At 69.6% G+C, this 18,132-nt stretch carries 15 protein-coding genes; 4 read left to right on the top strand and 11 right to left on the bottom strand.

Going from position 1 to position 18,132, the window contains the following annotated elements:
- Positions 1-93 precede the first annotated feature (93 nt).
- The 3 genes from amaB to hglS form a co-directional block, all read right to left on the bottom strand.
- Positions 94-1,641, bottom strand: a complete 1,548-nt coding sequence (amaB, locus tag B146_RS0109315; RefSeq protein WP_019996167.1) for an L-piperidine-6-carboxylate dehydrogenase — start codon at positions 1,639-1,641, stop codon at positions 94-96.
- A 41-nt stretch (positions 1,642-1,682) separates the two neighbouring features.
- On the bottom strand, positions 1,683-2,966 hold the full coding sequence (locus tag B146_RS0109310; protein ID WP_019996166.1) for an NAD(P)/FAD-dependent oxidoreductase: 1,284 nt from the start codon (positions 2,964-2,966) through the stop codon (positions 1,683-1,685).
- Between the two features lie 120 nt (positions 2,967-3,086).
- A complete protein-coding gene (hglS, locus tag B146_RS0109305) occupies positions 3,087-4,487 on the bottom strand; it encodes a 2-oxoadipate dioxygenase/decarboxylase HglS (protein ID WP_019996165.1) in 1,401 nt (466 codons plus the stop codon).
- A gap of 171 nt (positions 4,488-4,658) precedes the next feature.
- Here hglS and B146_RS0109300 point away from each other — a divergent pair, with 171 nt between their 5' ends.
- The 4 genes from B146_RS0109300 (at position 4,659) to B146_RS0109285 (ending at position 8,502) form a co-directional block, all read left to right on the top strand.
- Positions 4,659-5,552: a LysR family transcriptional regulator gene (locus B146_RS0109300; protein ID WP_019996164.1), complete on the top strand. Its 894-nt coding sequence runs from the start codon at positions 4,659-4,661 to the stop codon at positions 5,550-5,552.
- 311 nt (positions 5,553-5,863) lie between these two features.
- Positions 5,864-6,265, top strand: a complete 402-nt coding sequence (locus B146_RS0109295) for a VOC family protein (protein ID WP_019996163.1) — start codon at positions 5,864-5,866, stop codon at positions 6,263-6,265.
- Between the two features lie 159 nt (positions 6,266-6,424).
- Positions 6,425-8,047, top strand: a complete 1,623-nt coding sequence (locus B146_RS0109290) for an ABC-F family ATP-binding cassette domain-containing protein (RefSeq protein WP_019996162.1) — start codon at positions 6,425-6,427, stop codon at positions 8,045-8,047.
- Positions 8,048-8,169: 122 nt separating this feature from the next.
- Entirely contained in the window at positions 8,170-8,502 is a 333-nt protein-coding gene (locus B146_RS0109285) for a hypothetical protein (RefSeq protein WP_019996161.1), read from the top strand.
- A 41-nt stretch (positions 8,503-8,543) separates the two neighbouring features.
- Here the strand turns inward: B146_RS0109285 and B146_RS0109280 are convergent, their stop codons facing one another.
- The 8 genes from B146_RS0109280 to B146_RS0109245 form a co-directional block, all read right to left on the bottom strand.
- The gene (locus tag B146_RS0109280) at positions 8,544-9,482 is read right to left on the bottom strand and encodes a phosphatidate cytidylyltransferase (protein WP_026358477.1); all 939 of its coding nucleotides are present in this window, start codon (positions 9,480-9,482) and stop codon (positions 8,544-8,546) included.
- A gap of 8 nt (positions 9,483-9,490) precedes the next feature.
- The gene (locus tag B146_RS0109275) at positions 9,491-10,087 is read right to left on the bottom strand and encodes a lysophospholipid acyltransferase family protein (protein WP_020665175.1); all 597 of its coding nucleotides are present in this window, start codon (positions 10,085-10,087) and stop codon (positions 9,491-9,493) included.
- Positions 10,084-10,626 carry a CDP-alcohol phosphatidyltransferase family protein gene (locus tag B146_RS0109270; protein ID WP_019996159.1) on the bottom strand — a complete coding sequence of 181 codons (543 nt, stop codon included), beginning with the start codon at positions 10,624-10,626 and terminating at the stop codon, positions 10,084-10,086. The genes B146_RS0109275 and B146_RS0109270 overlap by 4 nt, the downstream gene beginning before the upstream one ends.
- 748 nt (positions 10,627-11,374) lie before the next feature.
- Complete coding sequence (locus B146_RS0109265; protein WP_019996158.1) at positions 11,375-12,820, bottom strand: D-alanyl-D-alanine carboxypeptidase; 1,446 nt, start codon at positions 12,818-12,820, stop codon at positions 11,375-11,377.
- 397 nt (positions 12,821-13,217) lie between these two features.
- Entirely contained in the window at positions 13,218-13,661 is a 444-nt protein-coding gene (locus B146_RS25570) for a Zn-ribbon domain-containing OB-fold protein (protein WP_019996157.1), read from the bottom strand.
- On the bottom strand, positions 13,658-14,836 hold the full coding sequence (locus B146_RS0109255) for a thiolase family protein (protein ID WP_019996156.1): 1,179 nt from the start codon (positions 14,834-14,836) through the stop codon (positions 13,658-13,660). The genes B146_RS25570 and B146_RS0109255 overlap by 4 nt, the downstream gene beginning before the upstream one ends.
- 94 nt (positions 14,837-14,930) lie before the next feature.
- A complete protein-coding gene (locus B146_RS0109250) occupies positions 14,931-16,271 on the bottom strand; it encodes an MFS transporter (RefSeq protein ID WP_026358474.1) in 1,341 nt (446 codons plus the stop codon).
- Positions 16,272-16,321: 50 nt separating this feature from the next.
- Entirely contained in the window at positions 16,322-17,956 is a 1,635-nt protein-coding gene (locus tag B146_RS0109245) for an ATP-dependent acyl-CoA ligase (protein ID WP_019996154.1), read from the bottom strand.
- Between the last annotated feature and the right edge of the window lie 176 nt (positions 17,957-18,132).

The raw sequence follows: 18,132 nt of genomic DNA, 5'->3' as shown, positions 1-18,132 counted from the left end.
CGCCGGCTCGGCCGGGCGGGCGCTCCGTCGGCGAGGGCGAGCCGTGCGGCTCGCCCGCCTGCCAGGATCATCGCGAAGGCTCGGCCCTGCCGCCTATGCCTCCGACGAACCCCCGTCCACGTCGAACTTCACGCCCTGCGCCAGCGGCAGCGACCGGCCGTAATTGATGGCGTTGGTCTGGCGGCGCATATAGGCCTTCCAGGCGTCCGAGCCGCTTTCGCGGCCGCCGCCGGTCTCCTTTTCGCCGCCGAAGGCCCCGCCGATCTCGGCGCCGGACGTGCCCATGTTGACATTGGCGATGCCGCAATCCGAGCCCGCCGCCGAGAGGAAGCGCTCGACCTCTCTGATGTCGGTGGCGAAGATCGAGGAGGACAGACCCTGCGGCACGCCGTTCTGCAGCGCGATGGCCTCGTCGAGATCGCGATACTTCAGCACGTAGAGGATCGGCGCGAAGGTCTCCTCCACCACTGGCCCGGTCTGCGCGGGCATCTCGACCAGCGCCGGGCGCACGTAGAACGACTTGTCGCCATTCACGTCGACGCGGCTTCCCCCATGCACCGTGCCGCCGGCGGCCTTGGCCGCCTCCAGCGCGCGGCCCATGCCCTCGAAGGCGGCGCGGTCGATCAGCGGTCCCACCAGCGCGTCCGAGGTCAGCGGGTTGCCGACGGAAATGGAGGCGTAGACCTTGGCGAGCTTGGGGACGAGCGCGTCGTAGACGCTCTCATGCACGATCAGGCGGCGCATCGTGGTGCAGCGCTGGCCGGCCGTGCCCATGGCGCCGAAGGCGACGGCGCGCAGCGTCAGGTCGAGATCGGCGGAAGGGGTGACGATCGAGGCGTTGTTGCCGCCGAGCTCCAGGATGGCGCGGGCGAAGCGGCGGGCGAGCCGCTCGCCGACCGCCCTGCCCATGCGGGTGGAGCCGGTGGCCGAGACGACGGGCACACGGGCGTCGTCCACCAGCGCCTCGCCGACATCGCTGCCGCCGACGAGAAGCGTCGAGAGCCCGTCCGGCGCCTCACCGCCGAAGCGGGCGGCGGCCTTTTCGAAGATCGCCTGCGTGGCGAGCGCCGTCAGCGGCGCCTTTTCCGAGGGCTTCCAGACCACGGCATCGCCGCAGACGAAGGCGAGCGCGGCGTTCCACGACCAGACGGCGACGGGAAAGTTGAAGGCCGAGATGACGCCGACGACGCCGATCGGGTGCCACTGCTCGGTGATCTTGTGGTCGGCGCGCTCGGAGGGGATCACGAGGCCGTAGAGCTGGCGCGACAGGCCGACGGCGAAGTCGCAGATGTCGATCATCTCCTGCACTTCGCCGAGACCCTCGGAGGGCGCCTTGCCGACCTCGAGAGAGACGAGGCGGCCGAGCGCCTCCTTGTGGGTGCGCAGCTCCTCGCCGAGAAGGCGCACCAGTTCGCCGCGCCGGGGCGCGGGCACGGAGCGCCACTTGAGGAACGCGGCATGCGCGCGGGCGATCGCGTCCTTCGCATCCGCCGGGCCGGCGAGCGGAACCGAGGCCAGAACCGCCCCGTCCACCGGCGAGACGACCTCGTGCGACCCGCCGCCGAACCGGCTGGCGGCAACGCCGAGGCTGGCGAGGAGGGCGCGGGTTTCGTCGGCGGGCGAAAGGTCGGTGCGGGACATGAAATGTCGTCTTTCAAGCGTTCGGTGAAGGGTCGAAAGGGTCAGAAGCGGGCGCCGGCAAGATGGGCGGCCTGCGCCCCCGCCTCGTAATAGGCCTCGCGCAGCACACGGCGCGGCGCGGCCTCGACGGCCGTGACGGGCAGCGGAAGCGCGTCCTCCCCGATCCGGCCGAGCAGGAGGTCGGCGAGGCAGCGGCCGAACACGGTGCCGGGCGCGATGCCCCGCCCGTTATAGCCGCAGAAGGCGATCACGTCGCGCCCGAGCCGGTGAAAGCGCGGCAGGCTGTTCTCGGTCATGCCGATCTGGCCGTACCACTGGTATTCGAAATTGACGCCTTCGAGCTGCGGGAAGAGCTTGGCCAGCGCCCGCCGCCCCCAGTCGCGATGGACGGCCTGGCCGCCCCGGCGCAGCGCGCCGACCGAGCCGAACACGAGCCGCCCCGCCCGGTCGAAGCGGAAGGAGGAGAGGATATCCTTCGTGTCCCAGACACCCTGGCGCTCGGGCAGGATGGAGCGGCTGACATTGTCCGACAGCGGCGGGGTGGCCATGTTGAAGTAGGGAAGATGCACCTGCTCGCGGCGAATCTCGGGCCAGACGCTTGACGCATAGGCGTCGGTCGCGACGATGACGCGGCGGGCGCGCAGCGAGCCGTTCGGCGTGCACAGAACCCAGGCGCCGCCCTCGTCCGTTGCCGAGACGACCGGGCTTGCGGTGAAGAGCCGGGCGCCGGCCCCGATCGCGGCGCGGGCGAGGCCCCGGACATAGGCGAGCGGCTGGATCGTGCCGGCGCGCTCATCCAGAAGCGCCCCGGCATAGGCCGTGGTGCCGACCTTGGCGGCGGTCTCGGCGGCGTCCAGCAAGCGCACCGGCGCGCCGCGCATGCGCCATTGCCGCTCGCGCTCCTTGAGTTCCGCAAGGCCCTTCGCGCCCACCGCGCAATGGAGCGTGCCCTGCCGCTCCGCCTCGCAGGCGATGCCATGCCGCTCGATCAGGTCGAACACGGCGCGCGGACCCTCGCCGAGAAGCCGCAGCAGGCGCTCGCCATGCACTTCGCCGAGCGCCCCCGGCAGGTCGTCCGGCATGACCCACATGCCGGCATTGACGAGGCCGACATTGCGGCCCGAACCGCCGAAGCCGATCTCCTCGGCCTCCAGCACCGCGACATCCGCGCCGCCTTCCGCCAGATGCAGCGCCGCCGAGCACCCCGTGAAGCCGCCGCCGACCACGACGACATCGACGGCCAGCTCGCCGGCCAGCGCCGTGGTCGCGGGCGCTGGCGGGGCCGAGGCCTCCCAGAGACCGTGGCTGCGCGGATCATCTCTCATCGCAGGAGGCTCCCGAGGCGGTCACTGATCGCGGCGACGGGACCGCCGTGCTCCCGACTGCCGCGCGCCGGATGCCGGACCCGAGCCTTGCAGGCGAACAGGCCGATCGGCCGCATCGCGTCAGGCCGCCGACGACTGGCGGGTCTGCCGCAGGGCCGCTCGAACCGCTTCGATCGAGCGCGCTTGCGCGGCTTCGTAGACCTCGAACTCGTCCGCCACGGGCGCGCCGAGCGCCGCCACGAAAGCGTCCTTCCGGGCATTGGCCGCATAGCTGCGCTGTTCCTGCCCGCCGAGATTGGATTGGAAGATGCCGGCGGCCGACACGGGGAGGAAGTCCTCGTAGACGATCGGATAGGCCGCGACATGGCCGTCCCGAACGAGCGTCTCGAGATCGAGGGAGGCAGGGCCCGTCGATGCCGCGTCCTCTCCCTTGCGCGTCAGCGCGTAGCGGAAGAAGCCGAGGCCCTCGCGGCGCAGCGTGTCGTAATCGTCGGGAAAGGCCTCGAAGGCCGTCGCCAGCCGCTCGGCATAACTCCCGCCGGCATTGCCCGCCCCGCCTTCGTCGCGAACGCTCGCGAGACGCTCGTCGTAGAGGGCGCGGCCCTTGCGCGTCAGCGCGAGGCCGCGCTGCTCGATCTCGCCGAAGCGGGCCGTGTGGGTTCCCGCCTCCTCGCCCGTTTCGCCCCGGAAGACGATCGCTTCCTCCAGCGCCTTGAAGCTCGTCTGGCGAAGGAGGATCGGGCAGCGGCGCGTCGGCGGGCCTTCGATCACGTCCTTGGCTGCGATGCCGCGCCCGGGCATAGCCGCCTGCACGGCGTCGATGTCGAGCGTGCGCGGCGTCAGATGGTTGATATGCGGGCCCTTGAAAGACACGACGTCGGCGATCAGCCGGTGCGCGGCGTTGAGACGGCGATAGGTCGCCGCATCCACCGTCGCCTCGCGGTGCCAGCGGAAGGTCTCGACGGCCTCGCACACGAACGTGTCGGCTTCTGCGTCCGTCAGCCCGCCGTTCCGCTCGAAGGTCTCGATCAGCGCGAGGGCTCGGTCCGTGAAGATGCGCCGGCGCGACAGGATCTCGGCCGCCTCGGCCCGCAGCGCCTCGTCCTCGATCAGGTCGAGGCGCAGGAGCGAGGTGAAGACGCGGAACGGGTTGCGGGCGAGATTCTCCTCGCGCACCGGGCGGAAGGCCGTGGAATGGACGGGAACGCCCGCGACCGACAGGTCGTAATAGCCGACCGGCACCATGCCCATGACCGCGAAGAGCCGGCGCATGGTGGAAAGCTCCTCCGCCGTGCCCAGGCGGATGGCGCCGTGGCGCTCCAGATCGATGCGCGAGAGATCGTCCGTGCGCTCGAGGTCCGCCTTCAAGGCCGGGTCGGCCGAAAGCGTCGACGCGTTCACCTCGGCGACGAGTTCCATCAGCGTGCCGTATTGCGGCACTTCGGAGCGGTACATGTCCGACATCGTCCGCGAGAAGCGGGTGCGGATCTCGTCGGCGGAGGTGAATGCGCTCTGGTCCATGGTCTCGCCCTTCGCCGGTCCTGAAGGCCGCGCGAGCGCGGCCGGTCTTTGCGGTCAATGTGGCCGAAGCCTCGTTCCGGTTCAAATGATGATGCGGTATCATGTCATGCATCGAGCGAATGACCTCGCCTCGAAAGACGCGATCGCAAATGGGCTGAGACGGGCGGCACGATGAGTTTTTCGCGGCGCTTCCTTCCTTCCATGTCGCTTCTGTGCGCCTTCGAGGCGGCGGCCCGGCATCAGAGCTTCACGGCGGCGGCGCAGGAGCTGAACCTCACGCAAAGCGCCATCAGCCGTCAGGTGAGGGCGCTGGAGGAGGCGGTCGGCTCCAGCCTCTTCGTGCGCGACAAGCAGACCGTGCGGCTGACGCTCGCCGGCGAAGCCTATGCGCAGGAGGTCCGCGACGCCTTGAAGCGCATTTCCCAGGCCACGCTGAACTTCAAGGCCAACCCGGCCGGCGGCACCCTGAAGCTCGGCATCCTGCCGACCTTCGGAACGCGCTGGCTGGCCCCGCGCCTGTCGCAATTCGTCGAGGCCCATCCCGGCATCACGCTCAATCTCTCGACGCGCCTTGCCCCCTTCGAGTTCGGCGAGGATCAGCTCGACGCCGCGATCCATTTCGGCGCGGCGCATTGGCCGGGCGCCGAACTCGACCTCCTGATGAGCGAGACCGTCGTTCCCGCCTGCAGCCCGGCCTTGGCGAAGAAGCACGACCTGAGCCGCCCGGCCTCGCTTCTCGACGTGCCCCTGATCCATCTGGAAAGCCGCCCGGATGCCTGGGAGCGCTGGTTCCGGGCGAACGGCATCGCCTTTCCCTCGCTATCGGGCATGTTGATCGACCAGTTCGCGGTCGCGTCCCAGGCCGCGATCGGCGGGCTCGGCGTCGCGCTCCTGCCGCGCTTCCTGATCGAAACCGAACTGGCGCGCGGCGACCTGATCGAGCCCCTGGACGCGCCGATGGAAAGCGCCGAGCGCTACTATCTCGCCTGGCCGGTGAGGCGCGCCGCCTTCCCGCCTTTGCAGGCCTTTCGCGCCTGGTTGAAGTCCGTCGCCCCGGCGGCGTGATCCCGGCTGGGCTCGGCTTTCTCGCGCCCATGTCGGATGCGCGCTGGCGCGTGTCGCTCCGGTGAGGGCGCGGCGGGCCGCCCATCGTGTATCGACATCAGACCTGCCGCGATCGCCTCGCGGGACGGCCGCCACCTCGGACAGCGCGCCCGCGACGGCGCGTCCGGGCCGAGGGCAGGGGAGGGCGGGCGCGCCGGGTCGGTCGCCGGCGGGAGGCCGGTTCGCCGAGCGAGTGGACGGCAGGCAGGAGGTCCGACGATCCGTGCCGTTCGGGTCCGCGGGCGCGATGAAACAGGATAGGGAGAGCCGCGATGGCCGTGATTTCGGGAAATGATGTCTTCTCTCATGTGATGATCGGCGCCAGGGACGTCGCCAGCTCGACCGCGTTCTACGACGCGGCCCTTGGCGCCCTCGCCATCCGGAACATGGGACCCTTCGGCAATGGCTGGGTTCTCTACGGCCGCGACAAGCCGGCCTTCATCGTCGCGCGCCCCGGCAATGGCGAGGCCCCGGCGAGCAACGGCGTGACGATCGGCTTTGCGGCCGCGACGACCGCGGAGGTCGACGCCTTCCACGCGGCGGGTCTTTCGGCCGGCGGCACGGACGAGGGCGCGCCCGGTCCGCGCGGCCACCTGCCCGGCGCCTATGCCGCCTATCTGCGCGATCCCGCCGGCAACAAGATCTGCTCCTACGCCTTCACCGACGGCAACTGACGCCGCTTGCGAAGTGCTCCCGGCGGGCCTCGTCCTGCCGGGAGCGCGAGGGCGTCGGGAGCGGGTATTGCGGGTCTTGTTGCGCCGCACCCCTTGCGCCGGGCGGAGGGGGATGGTTTGAGGCGGCTTGCCTCCCGCATCGACCCTTGGAATTCCCCCATGATCCGCCTCGAAAACATCGGCAAGCAGAACGGCAAGCAGATCGTCTTCATCGAGGCGTCGGCCGCGCTCCAGCGTGGCGAGAAGATCGGCCTCGTCGGTCCGAACGGCGCGGGCAAGACGACGCTGTTTCGCATGATCACCGGCCAGGAACTGCCCGACGAGGGCCAGGTCTCGGTCGATCGCGGCGTCACCATCGGCTATTTCAGCCAGGATGTCGGCGACATGGAAGGCCGCAGCGCGGTGGCTGAGGTCATGGATGGCGTCGGCCCGGTCAGCGCGCTCGCCGCCGAGATGGCCGCGCTGGAGGCGGCCATGGCCGACCCGACCCAAGCCGACGAGATGGACGCGATCATCGCGCGCTACGGCGAGGTGCAGGGCAGTTTCGACGAACTCGACGGCTATGCGTTGGACGGGCGCGCCCGCGAGGTGCTGGACGGTCTCGGCTTCAGCCAGTCGATGATGGACGGCGACGTGGCCAAGCTCTCGGGCGGCTGGAAGATGCGCGTCGCGCTCGCCAAGATCCTGCTGATGCGCCCCGACATCATGCTTCTCGACGAGCCCTCGAACCATCTCGACATCGAAAGCCTGATCTGGCTGGAAAACTTCCTGAAGGGCTTCGATGGCGCCATTCTGATGACCTCGCACGACCGCGAGTTCATGAACCGCATCGTCAACAAGATCATCGAGATCGATGCCGGCGCGCTGACGACCTATTCGGGCGACTACGAGTTCTATCGCGGGCAGCGCGCCATCGCCGAGGTTCAGCAGCAGGCGCAGTTCGAGCGCCAGCAGGCGATGCTGGCCAAGGAAGTCGCCTTCATCGAGCGCTTCAAGGCGCGCGCCAGCCACGCCGCGCAGGTGCAGAGCCGCGTCAAGAAGCTCGACAAGATCGAGCGCGTCGAGCCGCCCAAGCGCCAGCAGACCGTGCGCTTCGAGTTTCAGCCGGCGCCGCGCTCGGGCGAGGACGTCGCCACCGTCAAGGGCGTCCACAAGCGCTATGGCGAGCGCACCATCTACGACGGGCTCGACTTCCAGGTGCGCCGGCGCGAGCGCTGGTGCGTCATGGGCGTGAACGGGGCCGGAAAGTCGACGCTCCTGAAGCTCATCGCCGGCACGTCGGAGCCCGATTCCGGCACGGTGACGCGGGGGCCGAGCGTCAAGATGGGCTATTTCGCCCAGCATTCGATGGAACTCCTCGACGGCGATCGCACCGTGCTGCAATGGCTGGAGGACAGCTTTCCGCAGGCGGGCCAGGCCCCCTTGCGCGCGCTCGCCGGCTGCTTCGGCTTCACCGGCGACGAAGTCGAGAAGAAGTGCCGCGTGCTCTCTGGCGGCGAGAAGGCGCGCCTCGTCATGGCCCGGATGCTGTTCGACCCGCCGAACTTCCTCGTGCTGGACGAGCCGACCAACCATCTGGACATCGCGACCAAGCAGATGCTGGTGGAGGCGCTGTCGCGCTTCGAGGGCGCGATGCTCTTCGTCAGCCACGACCGCCATTTCCTGGCGGCCCTGTCCAACCGCGTCCTGGAACTGACGCCGGAGGGCCCGCATCTCTACGGCGGCGGCTATTCCGAATATGTCGAGCGCACGGGCCAGGAAGCGCCGGGCCTGCGGGCCTGAGCCCGCCGCCGCTGGCTTGACCCGACGGACGGGCCCGACCGGGCGGGCTGGCTCGCCCAATCAATCGCCGCCAAGCGAGACCGCCTCGACCCGAGGCAGTCCAGAAGGCCGGGAGCTATCGGATGGCACGCAAGAATCGGGACGCGGACTGGCTCGACCAGGAAGCGGCGGCACAGGAAAGCCAGCCGGCGGAGCCCTGCTGGCTCTGCGGGCGCCCGCTCGGAAAGACCGTGGACCGCTTTCACCCGATCCCCAAAAGCCGGGGCGGGCGCGACACGGTGCCGGTGCATCCGATCTGCCGGGAAACGATCGACGCCAATTTCTCGGCGAGCGAACTCGTGCGCCACGCGCAGATGGGCATTCCGCTGACCGACAACGAAACCGTCGCGCGCTTCGTCAAATGGGTCGCCAACAAGCCCGCCGACTTCCATTCCGCCACCAAGGGCGGCCGGTAGCACGCGGCCTCTCCCTAAGGCTTTGGGGGAAAGCGGCGTTCCTAGACCCCGAAATAATAGTTCACGAGGTGGAAGAAGAGCGGCGCGGCGTAGGTGACGGAATCCATCCGGTCGAGCGCCCCGCCATGGCCCGAGATCATCGCGCCCCAGTCCTTGGCGCCCATCGAGCGCTTGACGGCCGAGAGAACGAGGCCGCCGCAGAAGCCGGAAATGACGATGGCGAAGGCCATGCCGGCCGCCTGGAGCGGGGTGAAGGGCGTCGCGAAGGACAGGGCCGCGCCGAGGAGCACCGCCGAGGCGCCGCCGCCCAGAAACCCTTCCCAGGTCTTGTTGGGGCTCACCACCGGCGCGATCTTGCGCCGCCCGAACAGCTTGCCGAAAATATACTGCAGGACGTCGCTCGCCTGAACCACCGTGACGAGGAAGAACAGGAGCAGGACGTTGCGGCCCTCGAAGCCGGGAATGTCCAGCATCAGGAGCGCCGGCGCGTGGCTGATGCAGTAGACCGTCAGCATCAGCGCCCATTGCACCTTGGCCGTGCGGGCGAGGAACTCGCTCGTCTCGTGCCGGAGCACCGCCAGAACGGGCAGCAGCAAAAAGGCGTAGACGGGAATCGCGATCGAGAAGAGCGACAGCCAGTCCACCCAGATCAGGACGTATTGCAGCGGCAGGAAGACGTAGAAGGCGAAGGCCAGCGCCCGGTGGTCGGCCGCGCGCGTCGGCGTCAGCGACACGAACTCGCGCAGGCAGTAGAACGAGGTCAGCGCGAAGAGAACCAGCGTCACCACCGGCCCGAAGGCGAAGGCGGCCGCGAAGATCGCGACCATCAGCCACCAGGCGCGGATGCGCGCGTTCAGGTTCTCGACCGTCGCCAGGCCCTCGGCCGAGCGCACGCGCCCTTTCAGGATACGGCCGATCACCGAAGCGAGCGTCAGAATGGCGACGAGGCCGGAAAACAGGATCAGAAGTTGCGGGTCCATCCAGGGCCTCATGCGAGCGCGGCGACGGCGCTGCGAGCGCGTTCGAGAAACGCGCCCTTGTCCTCTCCGTCTTCGAGCTGGAGCGGCGCGCCGAAGCGCACATGGCAGGAGATCGGCACCGGAAGATAGGCGCCGCGCGGAAAGGCGCGCGCGAGATTGCCGAGATAGACCGGCACGAGCTCGGCCTCCGGATGCGCCAGCGCCAGCCAGTAGAGCCCAGACTTGAACGGGCCGGGCAGCAGTCCGTCGCCTCGCGTGCCCTCGGGGAAGATCACCAGCGAATGACCCCGCGCGAGCTCCGCCTTCAGCGGCTCCAGAAGGTCCTGTTTGGGCGCCGTGCCGGACCGATCCACGAGAACCGAATTGAGGAGGCCGAGCGAGACGGCGCGCTTCAGCCGGCCGCGCCCCCAGTAATCGGCGGCGGCGACGGGATGCGTGGTGGCGCGCAGCGGCTTGGGCAGCGCCGCCCAGATCAGGATCGTGTCGAGATGGCTGCCGTGATTGGCGAAATAGATGCGCTGGCGCCGGGAGGGCCGGGAGCCGACCCATTCCGGCCGTCCGCCCACCAGAAACCGCACGAGGCCGGTCAGAAGATGGTCGATCATGATCCGGCCTTCAGCCGCGCGGCCATGCGGGAGATGCGGGCGGCCGCCGTCCAGGCGGCGCCGAGGGCGACGACCCAGAGCACGATGATCGGGCTCCAGAGCGAGCCGAAGACGAGCGCCTCGAGGAGCGCGAGCACGGCCCCGATCGTCACCGCCGCCATGCGCTGGGGTTTGGCCATCGGGCCGGCGAAGTCCTGTCCCTGGCCGAGCGAGGCGCCCATGGCCCGCAGATAGGCGGTGAAGACGGCGAGGATCGCGGCCACGAAGCCGAGTTCGGGAAGGCCCGCCCCATAGCCGAAGCCGATCAGGATCACGCTGTCCTCGAAGCGGTCGGGGATTTCGTTGAAAAGAACGCCGGTCGGCCCGCCGCGCCCGCCTTCCACCGCCACCATCCCGTCGAAGAGGTTGCACAGGAGGCGCAGCTGCACGAGGAGCGCGCCGAGGAGAAAGAGCCAGAGCCGCTCCGGCGCGAAGGCGAAGGCAAGGCCGGCCAGGGCCGCGAAGGGCATGCCGATGGCGGAGATCGCGTTGGGCGTCATGCCTATTCGGGTCAGCGCCTGCGCGGCCCGGCGCGCCCATCCGGTGTCGCGCGATGAAAGGGGGCGTCGATCCGCCAAACGCGTCTCCCGAGATTGTCCTCTTGCCTTAGGGCTAACCTGTCAGACCCGTCCCAGCCTGTCACGTCAAGTGAGCGGGCAAAATCCGCCGCGTGCGGGAGGGGCCGAAGCCGCGTTTGTCGTCTGGCCTCCGGTGCGGCGGCTCTCGGCGCCTTGGCCGGCCGCCCCGCTCTTCAAACGCTCGGGGGAGGGGAGGGGCGAAACGCGGCGGAGGGAGCCGGCGCATCGATCCGAGTGCTGTCGCCGAGGCGGCGAGATATGGGCAAAGGCGGGCCTCTGGAGCTTTCCGAGGCGGCCATGGTGCCGGGGGCTTCACGCCGATCTCGCCGCCGCCCTGCCGGCCATGGTGCGGGTCGGCCTTCACTGCGAGCCGGACCCAAGGGTCCCGTTCCGAACGAGGTGGGCTACGCGCCTTTCCCGCTCTTCAGGGCACCGCGCGCCATTCGCGGGGATGGCGCGCCCGCCTTTGCCACCTATCCGATGCCGTATTCCGGTAGAGGGATCATCGGCGTGGGGGAGGAGAGACGGGGGAGGCGGCGCCGGGAGCCTTGTTTGTCGAGCGGGGCGGGCGACAGTTCCTGCCGAAGCCGCGCCTCCGCCCTGAACCCGTCTCGGCCGCTTCCCGCTCCCCCCTGCCCCGGAGGAGGGGCCTATGCCGTCGGGGCCGCGCTCAGTCCGTCGAGGCGAGCGTGTAGCAGGTATAGGCGGCGCGCTTGATGGCCGCGCAGGCCTCGTCGGCGAGATCCTTCGACGCGAAGCCCGTGAAGCGGGCGCGGAAGAGCGATCGGCCGTTGTTGCGCATTTCCTGCGCGTCGGGCCGCGCCGTTCCGAGCGTCGCCGTCTTCAGGCGCGACTGCACGTCGGCCAGCAGCTGGCGCGCCGTCGCCTCGGACGGTGTCGCCGCGATCTGCACGTCGAAGCTTTCGGACAGCGAGGCGACCGAGGTCCCCGGCATATGGGCGGGGCGCTGCAACTCGGCCTGCGCCATGGCCTTCATCGCCGGGGTCGAAGCGAGGAGGCTGCGCGAACGTGGCTCCTCGCGCAGCGCCTGCAGGATGGCGGAGCGAACCTTGTCCTGCGAGGCCGCGCCGCCCGAGACGTCCGCGACGGTGCGGGCCGCGCCATCCTCGAAGGCCTGCGCGATGCGGCTTGCCGCAAGGTCCGGCTTGGCCTTCGGGTAGGGAACGTCGGACGGAAGCGAGGCCACGTGCGTGCGCACCGCCGGTCCCTTGAAGCGCGGCGAGAAGGCCGCGACGAGCGGGCCGGACTGCTCGGTGCTGGCCTTCGGCAGATAGGCCGCGACGAGGTTGGCGACATAGTCGTCGCGCGAGCGCGCCGTGCGCCCGCCGAACACCACGACCAGAAGCCGCTTTCCTTCCGAACTCACCGAGGTCACGATGTTGAAGCCGGACGCGTTGGTGTAGCCGGTCTTGATGCCGTCGTAGATCTCGCTGCGCTTCAGGAGATTGTTGTGCGTCGGGATCGTCGTTCCGCGAAACGAGAACGACTTGATCTGGAAGTAGCTGTAGCGCTTTGGGAAATGCTCGCGCAGCGCCAGCCCGAGCTTGGCGATGTCGGACGCGGTGGTGACGTTGTTCGGGTTCGGAAGGCCGTGCGGATTGGCGAAGTTCGTCTGCGACATGCCGAGCTGGTGCGCCTTGGCGGTCATCATCTCGGCGAAGCGCGCTTCGGAGCCGCCGAGCTGTTCGGCGATCACTGCGGCGGCGTCGTTGGCCGAGCGGGTGATGAGGGCGGGGATCGCCTCGCGCACGGCGAGCGTCGTGCCTGCCTTGACGCCGAGCTTGGTGGGCGGGCGCGAGGCCGCGAAGGCGGACACCTTCATGCGCGTGTCGAGCGTGAGCGATCCGGTCTCCAGCGCCTCGAACACGAGGTAGAGCGTCATCATCTTGGTCAGCGAGGCGGGAAAGCGCTGCGCGTCGGCGTCCTTGGCGAGGAGAACCTCGCCGGTGTTCGCGTCCAGCACCAGCGTCGATCCGACATTCGCCGCGCGGGCGGGGGCTGCGTTGGCGCCGGCCATCGCCAGAAGCGCCAGACCCACGACGATCCACTTGGCGGCGAAGCGGCCCTGGAGCCGGTGGCTCAACCCATGCGTCATCAAAAATGTCCGTTGCTGGCCCCGTGCGCGATGCAGGCGGGGACCGTTCCCGTGTGGCTCCGGCAAAGCCGGCGACATTCCTGAAAACTGCAACTTAACCCATAAGATTACATTAAGCAGTCCACACGATGCACGCAGGATGCATGGTGAGCGCCGCCGGGCCAGCCGATCGATGCCAGGAAGGGCGACACCTGGAAGCGGCCCCGCCGCAATCAACCCCCATGGAGCGCGAGGCACAGGCCGAATTCTTCGCGAATCGGCAGGCATGCCGGCGCGGCGGGACAGGGCGTGCGCCGCGAAACCGCCCTGCCGATTCGCGCACGCTCCGGCCGGCAGGACGAGACGGTGCGGTTGTGCGGGGCGGTGGAACGGCGGAGTGGAACGCCTTTCCGGCGTATCAGCCGCCGGCTGCCGGATCGCCCGGACGGCCGGCGGGGCTGGCGGGTTCGGTCGGGGCGGGGGCGGCGTGGAGGGCGGCGCGGTCGCCGGCGCCGAGTTCGAGGCGCAGGGAGACGCGGCCGCCGGCCGGGCTATCGACATCGAGGAACGACACGAGCTGTGGGCCGCAGTCGAGATGGACGAGGCCGATGGCGATCGGCAGCCGCTCGCCGAACCAGGGCTCGGCGCTGCTGCGCAGGACGGTTCGCGCCAGAACCGTGCCCTCGCTCGGCACGCAGCGCCATTCCAGCGCCTCCGACAGGCAGCGGACGCAGGCGTCGCGGCAGGGATATTGAACGGTTCCGCAATCGGCGCAGACCTGAAGCTCGAAGCGGCCGCGCCGGGCCGCCGCGTCGAGGCCGGCCGCCGCGCGGCTGCGGGTGCTCTGGGGAAGTGAGATCATGGCGCGTCTCCCTCGAGGATCGCCGCGCCCGAGCACAGGCCGCGATCGTAATTGATCATCCCGAAGCCGGACACGAGCGCCCGCCGGGCGCCCGCGACCTGGCTTCCGAGCGCGCGGCCCGTCACCTGGCGCAGCGCCTCGACGATGCCGAGATGGCCACCTGCCGCGCCCGCCTGGCCGACCGAAAGCTGGCCGCCCGACGTGTTGTGCGGGAACGTGCCGCCGGTGGTGAGGTCGTGCGCGCGCAGGAAGTCCCGCGCCTCGCCCTTGGCGCAGAAGCCGAGATCCTCGATCTGCATCAGGACGATCACCGGATAGTCGTCATAGGTCTCGACGAGGTCGATCGCGTCCGGCGTGGTGGCGGCCATGGCCCAGAGCTCGTCCCGGTCCACCGCCCAGCCGCCACGCTCCTGGATCGGGTCGTCGGGAAAGGCGTTGTGGCGCTCGATCGCCGCGCGCAGATGGGCGAAGGGCAGGCCCTGGGCGCGCGCGTCCTCCTCGCGCATGACGAGAAAACCCTCGGCGCCCGCGCAGGGCATGACGCAGTCGAAAAGGCCGATCGGATCGCTGATCATCCGCGCGCCGAGATAATCCTCGAGCGAGAGCGGCTTCTTCATGAGGGCGTGAGGGTAGGCGAGCGCGTTCGCCCGCTGCGCGACGCAGATGCGGCCGAAATCCTCGCGGGTGACGCCGAAGCGGCGCATGTAATGATCGGTCAGGAACGCGAAACTGCCGTTCGGCCCGGCCGCGCCATAGGGATAGACGGCATCCTGCGAGAAGCGGGAGAAGCCGGCCAGAAGATCGCGAAAGGCGCCCGGCGCGTTGGTGTCGCCGGCAATGCAGGCGACGATGTCGGCATCGCCCGCCTGAACGGCGCGCGCGGCGCGGCGAAGGCTCACGATGCCCGACGCCCCGCCCATCGGCACATGGTCGAGCCAGCGGGGCGACAGGCCGAGATGCTGCGTCAGGCCGACGGCGCTGTCGGGGGCAAGGGTGAAGCTCGCGACGCTGAGCCCGTCGATGGCCCCCTTGTCCAGGCGGGCGTCGCGCAGAAGGGCGGCGAGCGCGCGGGCGAGCCAGCCTTGCGCGCTCCGCTCGGAATGGCGCTCGTAGGGGATGGTCGTCGGGGCGGCGAGGACGACGCCGTCATATCCGGTCCTGCGGCGGCTGGTCATCTCGTTTGCGTCTCCCTTGGGCGGGCCATGAAGAAACCGCCGGCGCCCGGAGGAAGGAGGTCCCCCCGAGCGCCGGCGGCCGGTTTCGCGTGTGTCAGGCGGCCGCGCCGACCTGCCGGCGGGCGAGGGCGTTGACGGCGGTCTCCCGGGCGCTGAGCACGGCGATGATCGACATGAGGCCGAGCCCGGCGAGATAGAGCGAGACCGGCCAGGAGGACTGGAAGCTCGCCAGAAGCGCGGTCGCGATCAGCGGCGACAGGCCGCCCGCAAAGACCGAGGCGATCTCGTGGCCGAGGGCGACGCCGGTGTAGCGCACGTCGGGATCGAAGAGTTCGGTGAAGAAGGCCGGCATCGTGCCGACCATCGCCCCGTGGCACAGCGCGTTGCCGAGCAGGAAGGCGAGCAGGATCAGCGGCGTCTGATGCGTGTCGATCATCCAGAAGAAGGGGAAGGCGACGACCACCAGCCCGATCGCGCCGAACAGGAAGACCGGCTTGCGCCCGATCCGGTCGGAGAGATGGCCGAAGAAGACGATGCTGGCGAGTTCCACCGTCATCGACAGCATGACGCCGAGCAGCATCACGTCGCTGGCGACGCCGACGAACTTGCCATAGGCGAGGGCGAAGGCGAGAAAGATGTAGGAGCCGCCGTTTTCCGCCACGCGCAGGCCCATGGCGAGCAGAACCTCGCGCGGGTGCCGGCGCAGGACCTCGAAGAGCGGCATGCTGTGCTTGGCGTCGGCGCCCTCCTTCTGCACCGCCTCGAAGGCGGCCGTGTCGGGCAGCTTGGCGCGGATATAGATGCCGAGCGCGAAGATCGCGATCGAGCCGAGGAAGGGCAGGCGCCAGCCCCAGGACATGAACGCGTCGTCCGGCAGGAGCTGGGCGAGATAGAAGGCCCCCGCCGAGAGAACGAAGCCGCCCGCGACGCCCACCTGGCTCCAGGCCGAGAAGAAGCCCCGGCGCTCCGGTGGCGCGTTCTCGCTGATGATGAGGACGCCGCCGCCCCATTCGCCGCCCGCCGCGATGCCCTGCACGAGGCGCAGCGCGACGAGAAGCACGGGCGCCCAGAGGCCGACCTGCTCGTAGGTCGGCAGCAGGCCCATGGCGAAGGTCGCCCCGCCCATGATGGTCAGCGTCAGCACGAGGGCGCGCTTGCGGCCGAGGCGGTCGCCGATATGGCCGAAGAGGATGCCGCCGACGGGCCGTGCGGCAAAGCCCACCGCAAAGCCGGCGAAGGCGGCGAGCGTGCCGGTCAGCGGATCGGTGCCGGTGGGAAAGAACAGCTTGCTGAAGACGAGCGCGGCCGCCGTCCCGTAGAGGAAGAAGTCGTACCATTGCAGCGCGTTGCCCGCGATGGACGCGGCGACGATGCGCTGGAGCTGGCGTTTCGGCGGCAGGCGCCCCGAACCGGACGTCATGGATGCGGTCGTCATGGCATGTCCTTCCCCGTTCGAATGATGCTGGTCGATGTCTGTGGGATCGCTCATTTGAGGACCTCGTAGCCTTCGGCTTCCCGGTCCCAGGTCGTGTCCGTCACGCCGCTCTCGCGCAGCTTGAACTTCTGCACCTTGCCGTTCTCGGTCTTGGGCAGCGCCGCCACGATGTCGACGAAGCGCGGCAGCGCGAAATAGGGCAGGCGCGGCTGGCAGAAGTCGAGAAGCTCGCGCGGGCTGAGATCCGCCGCTTCGTCGAGGACGACGGCGACCATCACCTCGTCCTCGGCAAGCTCCGACTGCACGGGAAAGACCGCCGCGTGCGAGACGGCGGGGTGGCTGTTCACCACCTGCTCCACCTCGAAGGACGAGATGTTCTCGCCCCGCCGCCGGATCGCGTCCTTCATGCGGTCGAGGAAGCGGAAGCGGCCGTCGGGCTCGCGCACCACCCGGTCGCCGGTGTGGAACCAGAGATTGCGCGTGGCGGCGAGCGTCTGCTCCGGCGCGCCGAAATAGCCGGTGGCGAAGGCATAGGGCTCGTCGGCCCGCAGCACGAGTTCCCCGGCCGTGCCGTCGGGAAGCTCCTCGTCCTGCGGATCGAAGACCCGCGCGTCGAAGCCCGGCCGCACGCGGCCCATGAAGCCCGGCACCTGATCGGCGAGGCGGTCGCCGATGACGAAATTCGTCTCGGTCGAGCCATAGCCGTCGATGAGGCCGATGCCGAAGCGCTCGCGGAAGGGGGCGTGGAACTGCGCGGGAACGCCGGGCGCGAGCGCGATGCGGGTGCGATGGGCGCGCTCGTCGACCGACGGCGGGCGGGACAGCAGCATCGGCACCATGGCGCCGAGGAGATAGGTGACGTCGGCGCCGGTTCGCTGGAGCGTCGCGGCGAAGCCGGACACCGAGAAGCGCGTGCCGACATGCAGCGTCGAGCCGGTGATCAGCGCCTGGTAGAAGCTGTTCAGCGCGTTGGTGTGGAAGAGCGGCAGCGAGGTGTGGAGCGTGTCGCCCTCCTCGATGCCGAGAAGTTCGGCCGTGTGCACGCCCCACCAGTAATATTGCGCGTGCGGGCAGCAGACCCCCTTGGACGGCCCGGTCGTGCCGGACGTGTAGAGGATCGTGGCCGTGTCGCCGGGGAGGCTCGGATGGGGTTCGATCCCCCGATCCGCTTGCGAGAGTCTCTCGACGGAAAGGCCCGGCAGATCCACCGAGGCGGCCTCGCCGACGATCCAGGCGGTGCGGAGCGGCAAGGCGGCGAGCTGAAGGGCGGCGAGGCGCGGGGCGAGCGCCGCTTCGGCGACGAGGAGCTTCGCGCCGCAATTGCGCAGGATGTGTTCGAGCTGGTCGCCGCGCGAGGCGACGTTGATCGGCACCGCGACGGCGCCCGCCCAGGCGCAGCCGAGCACGGTCTCGATGAATTCGATCCGGTTCGAGCACATGAGCGCGACCCGGTCTCCCGGCTCGACGCCGGCTTGCCCAAGCGCCGCCGCCGAACGCGCGGCCCGATCCACCGCGCCCGCGAAGGTCAGCTTGTCCTCGTCGAAGCAGATGAGATCGCGCGAGCCGTAGCGGGCGGCCTGTCGGCGCAGAAGCGCGGCGAGCGTGCGCTCGGCAAAGGCGACGTGCCGCGCTTGCAGGGGCTGGACGCGCGCGTCCGAAAGGGGCGGATGGACCAGGCCCAACATGAGGAATTCTCCCTGTCTATAGGGCGAAGTTATGCCTGAAGAAGTGGCAGCGCTGCTGCCGAAACGGGCATGTCGCCTTTTGTCCTGTCACTGGACAACTCAATGAATGCTGCGCCGCACCAAGAAGACTCTTGCGGGTGCTTGCGGATTGACTGAAACGATAGAACTGCTCCAAG

The sequence above is a fragment of the Aureimonas ureilytica DSM 18598 = NBRC 106430 genome (assembly GCF_000382705.1).
GTDB lineage: Bacteria > Pseudomonadota > Alphaproteobacteria > Rhizobiales > Rhizobiaceae > Aureimonas > Aureimonas ureilytica.
Note: the sequence above shows the minus strand (reverse complement) of the source record. Positions and strands in the feature narration are given on the sequence as shown.

Excerpts from the sequence above, each read along its gene's own strand:
- amaB (WP_019996167.1), bottom strand. The coding sequence starts at position 1,641 with ATGTCCCGCACCGACCTTTCGCCCGCCGACGAAACCCGCGCCCTCCTC.
- B146_RS0109310 (WP_019996166.1), bottom strand. The coding sequence starts at position 2,966 with ATGAGAGATGATCCGCGCAGCCACGGTCTCTGGGAGGCCTCGGCCCCG.
- hglS (WP_019996165.1), bottom strand. The coding sequence starts at position 4,487 with ATGGACCAGAGCGCATTCACCTCCGCCGACGAGATCCGCACCCGCTTC.
- B146_RS0109300 (WP_019996164.1), top strand. The coding sequence starts at position 4,659 with ATGAGTTTTTCGCGGCGCTTCCTTCCTTCCATGTCGCTTCTGTGCGCC.
- B146_RS0109295 (WP_019996163.1), top strand. The coding sequence starts at position 5,864 with ATGGCCGTGATTTCGGGAAATGATGTCTTCTCTCATGTGATGATCGGC.
- B146_RS0109290 (WP_019996162.1), top strand. The coding sequence starts at position 6,425 with ATGATCCGCCTCGAAAACATCGGCAAGCAGAACGGCAAGCAGATCGTC.
- B146_RS0109285 (WP_019996161.1), top strand. The coding sequence starts at position 8,170 with ATGGCACGCAAGAATCGGGACGCGGACTGGCTCGACCAGGAAGCGGCG.
- B146_RS0109280 (WP_026358477.1), bottom strand. The coding sequence starts at position 9,482 with ATGGACCCGCAACTTCTGATCCTGTTTTCCGGCCTCGTCGCCATTCTG.
- B146_RS0109275 (WP_020665175.1), bottom strand. The coding sequence starts at position 10,087 with ATGATCGACCATCTTCTGACCGGCCTCGTGCGGTTTCTGGTGGGCGGA.
- B146_RS0109270 (WP_019996159.1), bottom strand. The coding sequence starts at position 10,626 with ATGACGCCCAACGCGATCTCCGCCATCGGCATGCCCTTCGCGGCCCTG.
- B146_RS0109265 (WP_019996158.1), bottom strand. The coding sequence starts at position 12,820 with ATGACGCATGGGTTGAGCCACCGGCTCCAGGGCCGCTTCGCCGCCAAG.
- B146_RS25570 (WP_019996157.1), bottom strand. The coding sequence starts at position 13,661 with ATGATCTCACTTCCCCAGAGCACCCGCAGCCGCGCGGCGGCCGGCCTC.
- B146_RS0109255 (WP_019996156.1), bottom strand. The coding sequence starts at position 14,836 with ATGACCAGCCGCCGCAGGACCGGATATGACGGCGTCGTCCTCGCCGCC.
- B146_RS0109250 (WP_026358474.1), bottom strand. The coding sequence starts at position 16,271 with ATGACGACCGCATCCATGACGTCCGGTTCGGGGCGCCTGCCGCCGAAA.
- B146_RS0109245 (WP_019996154.1), bottom strand. The coding sequence starts at position 17,956 with ATGTTGGGCCTGGTCCATCCGCCCCTTTCGGACGCGCGCGTCCAGCCC.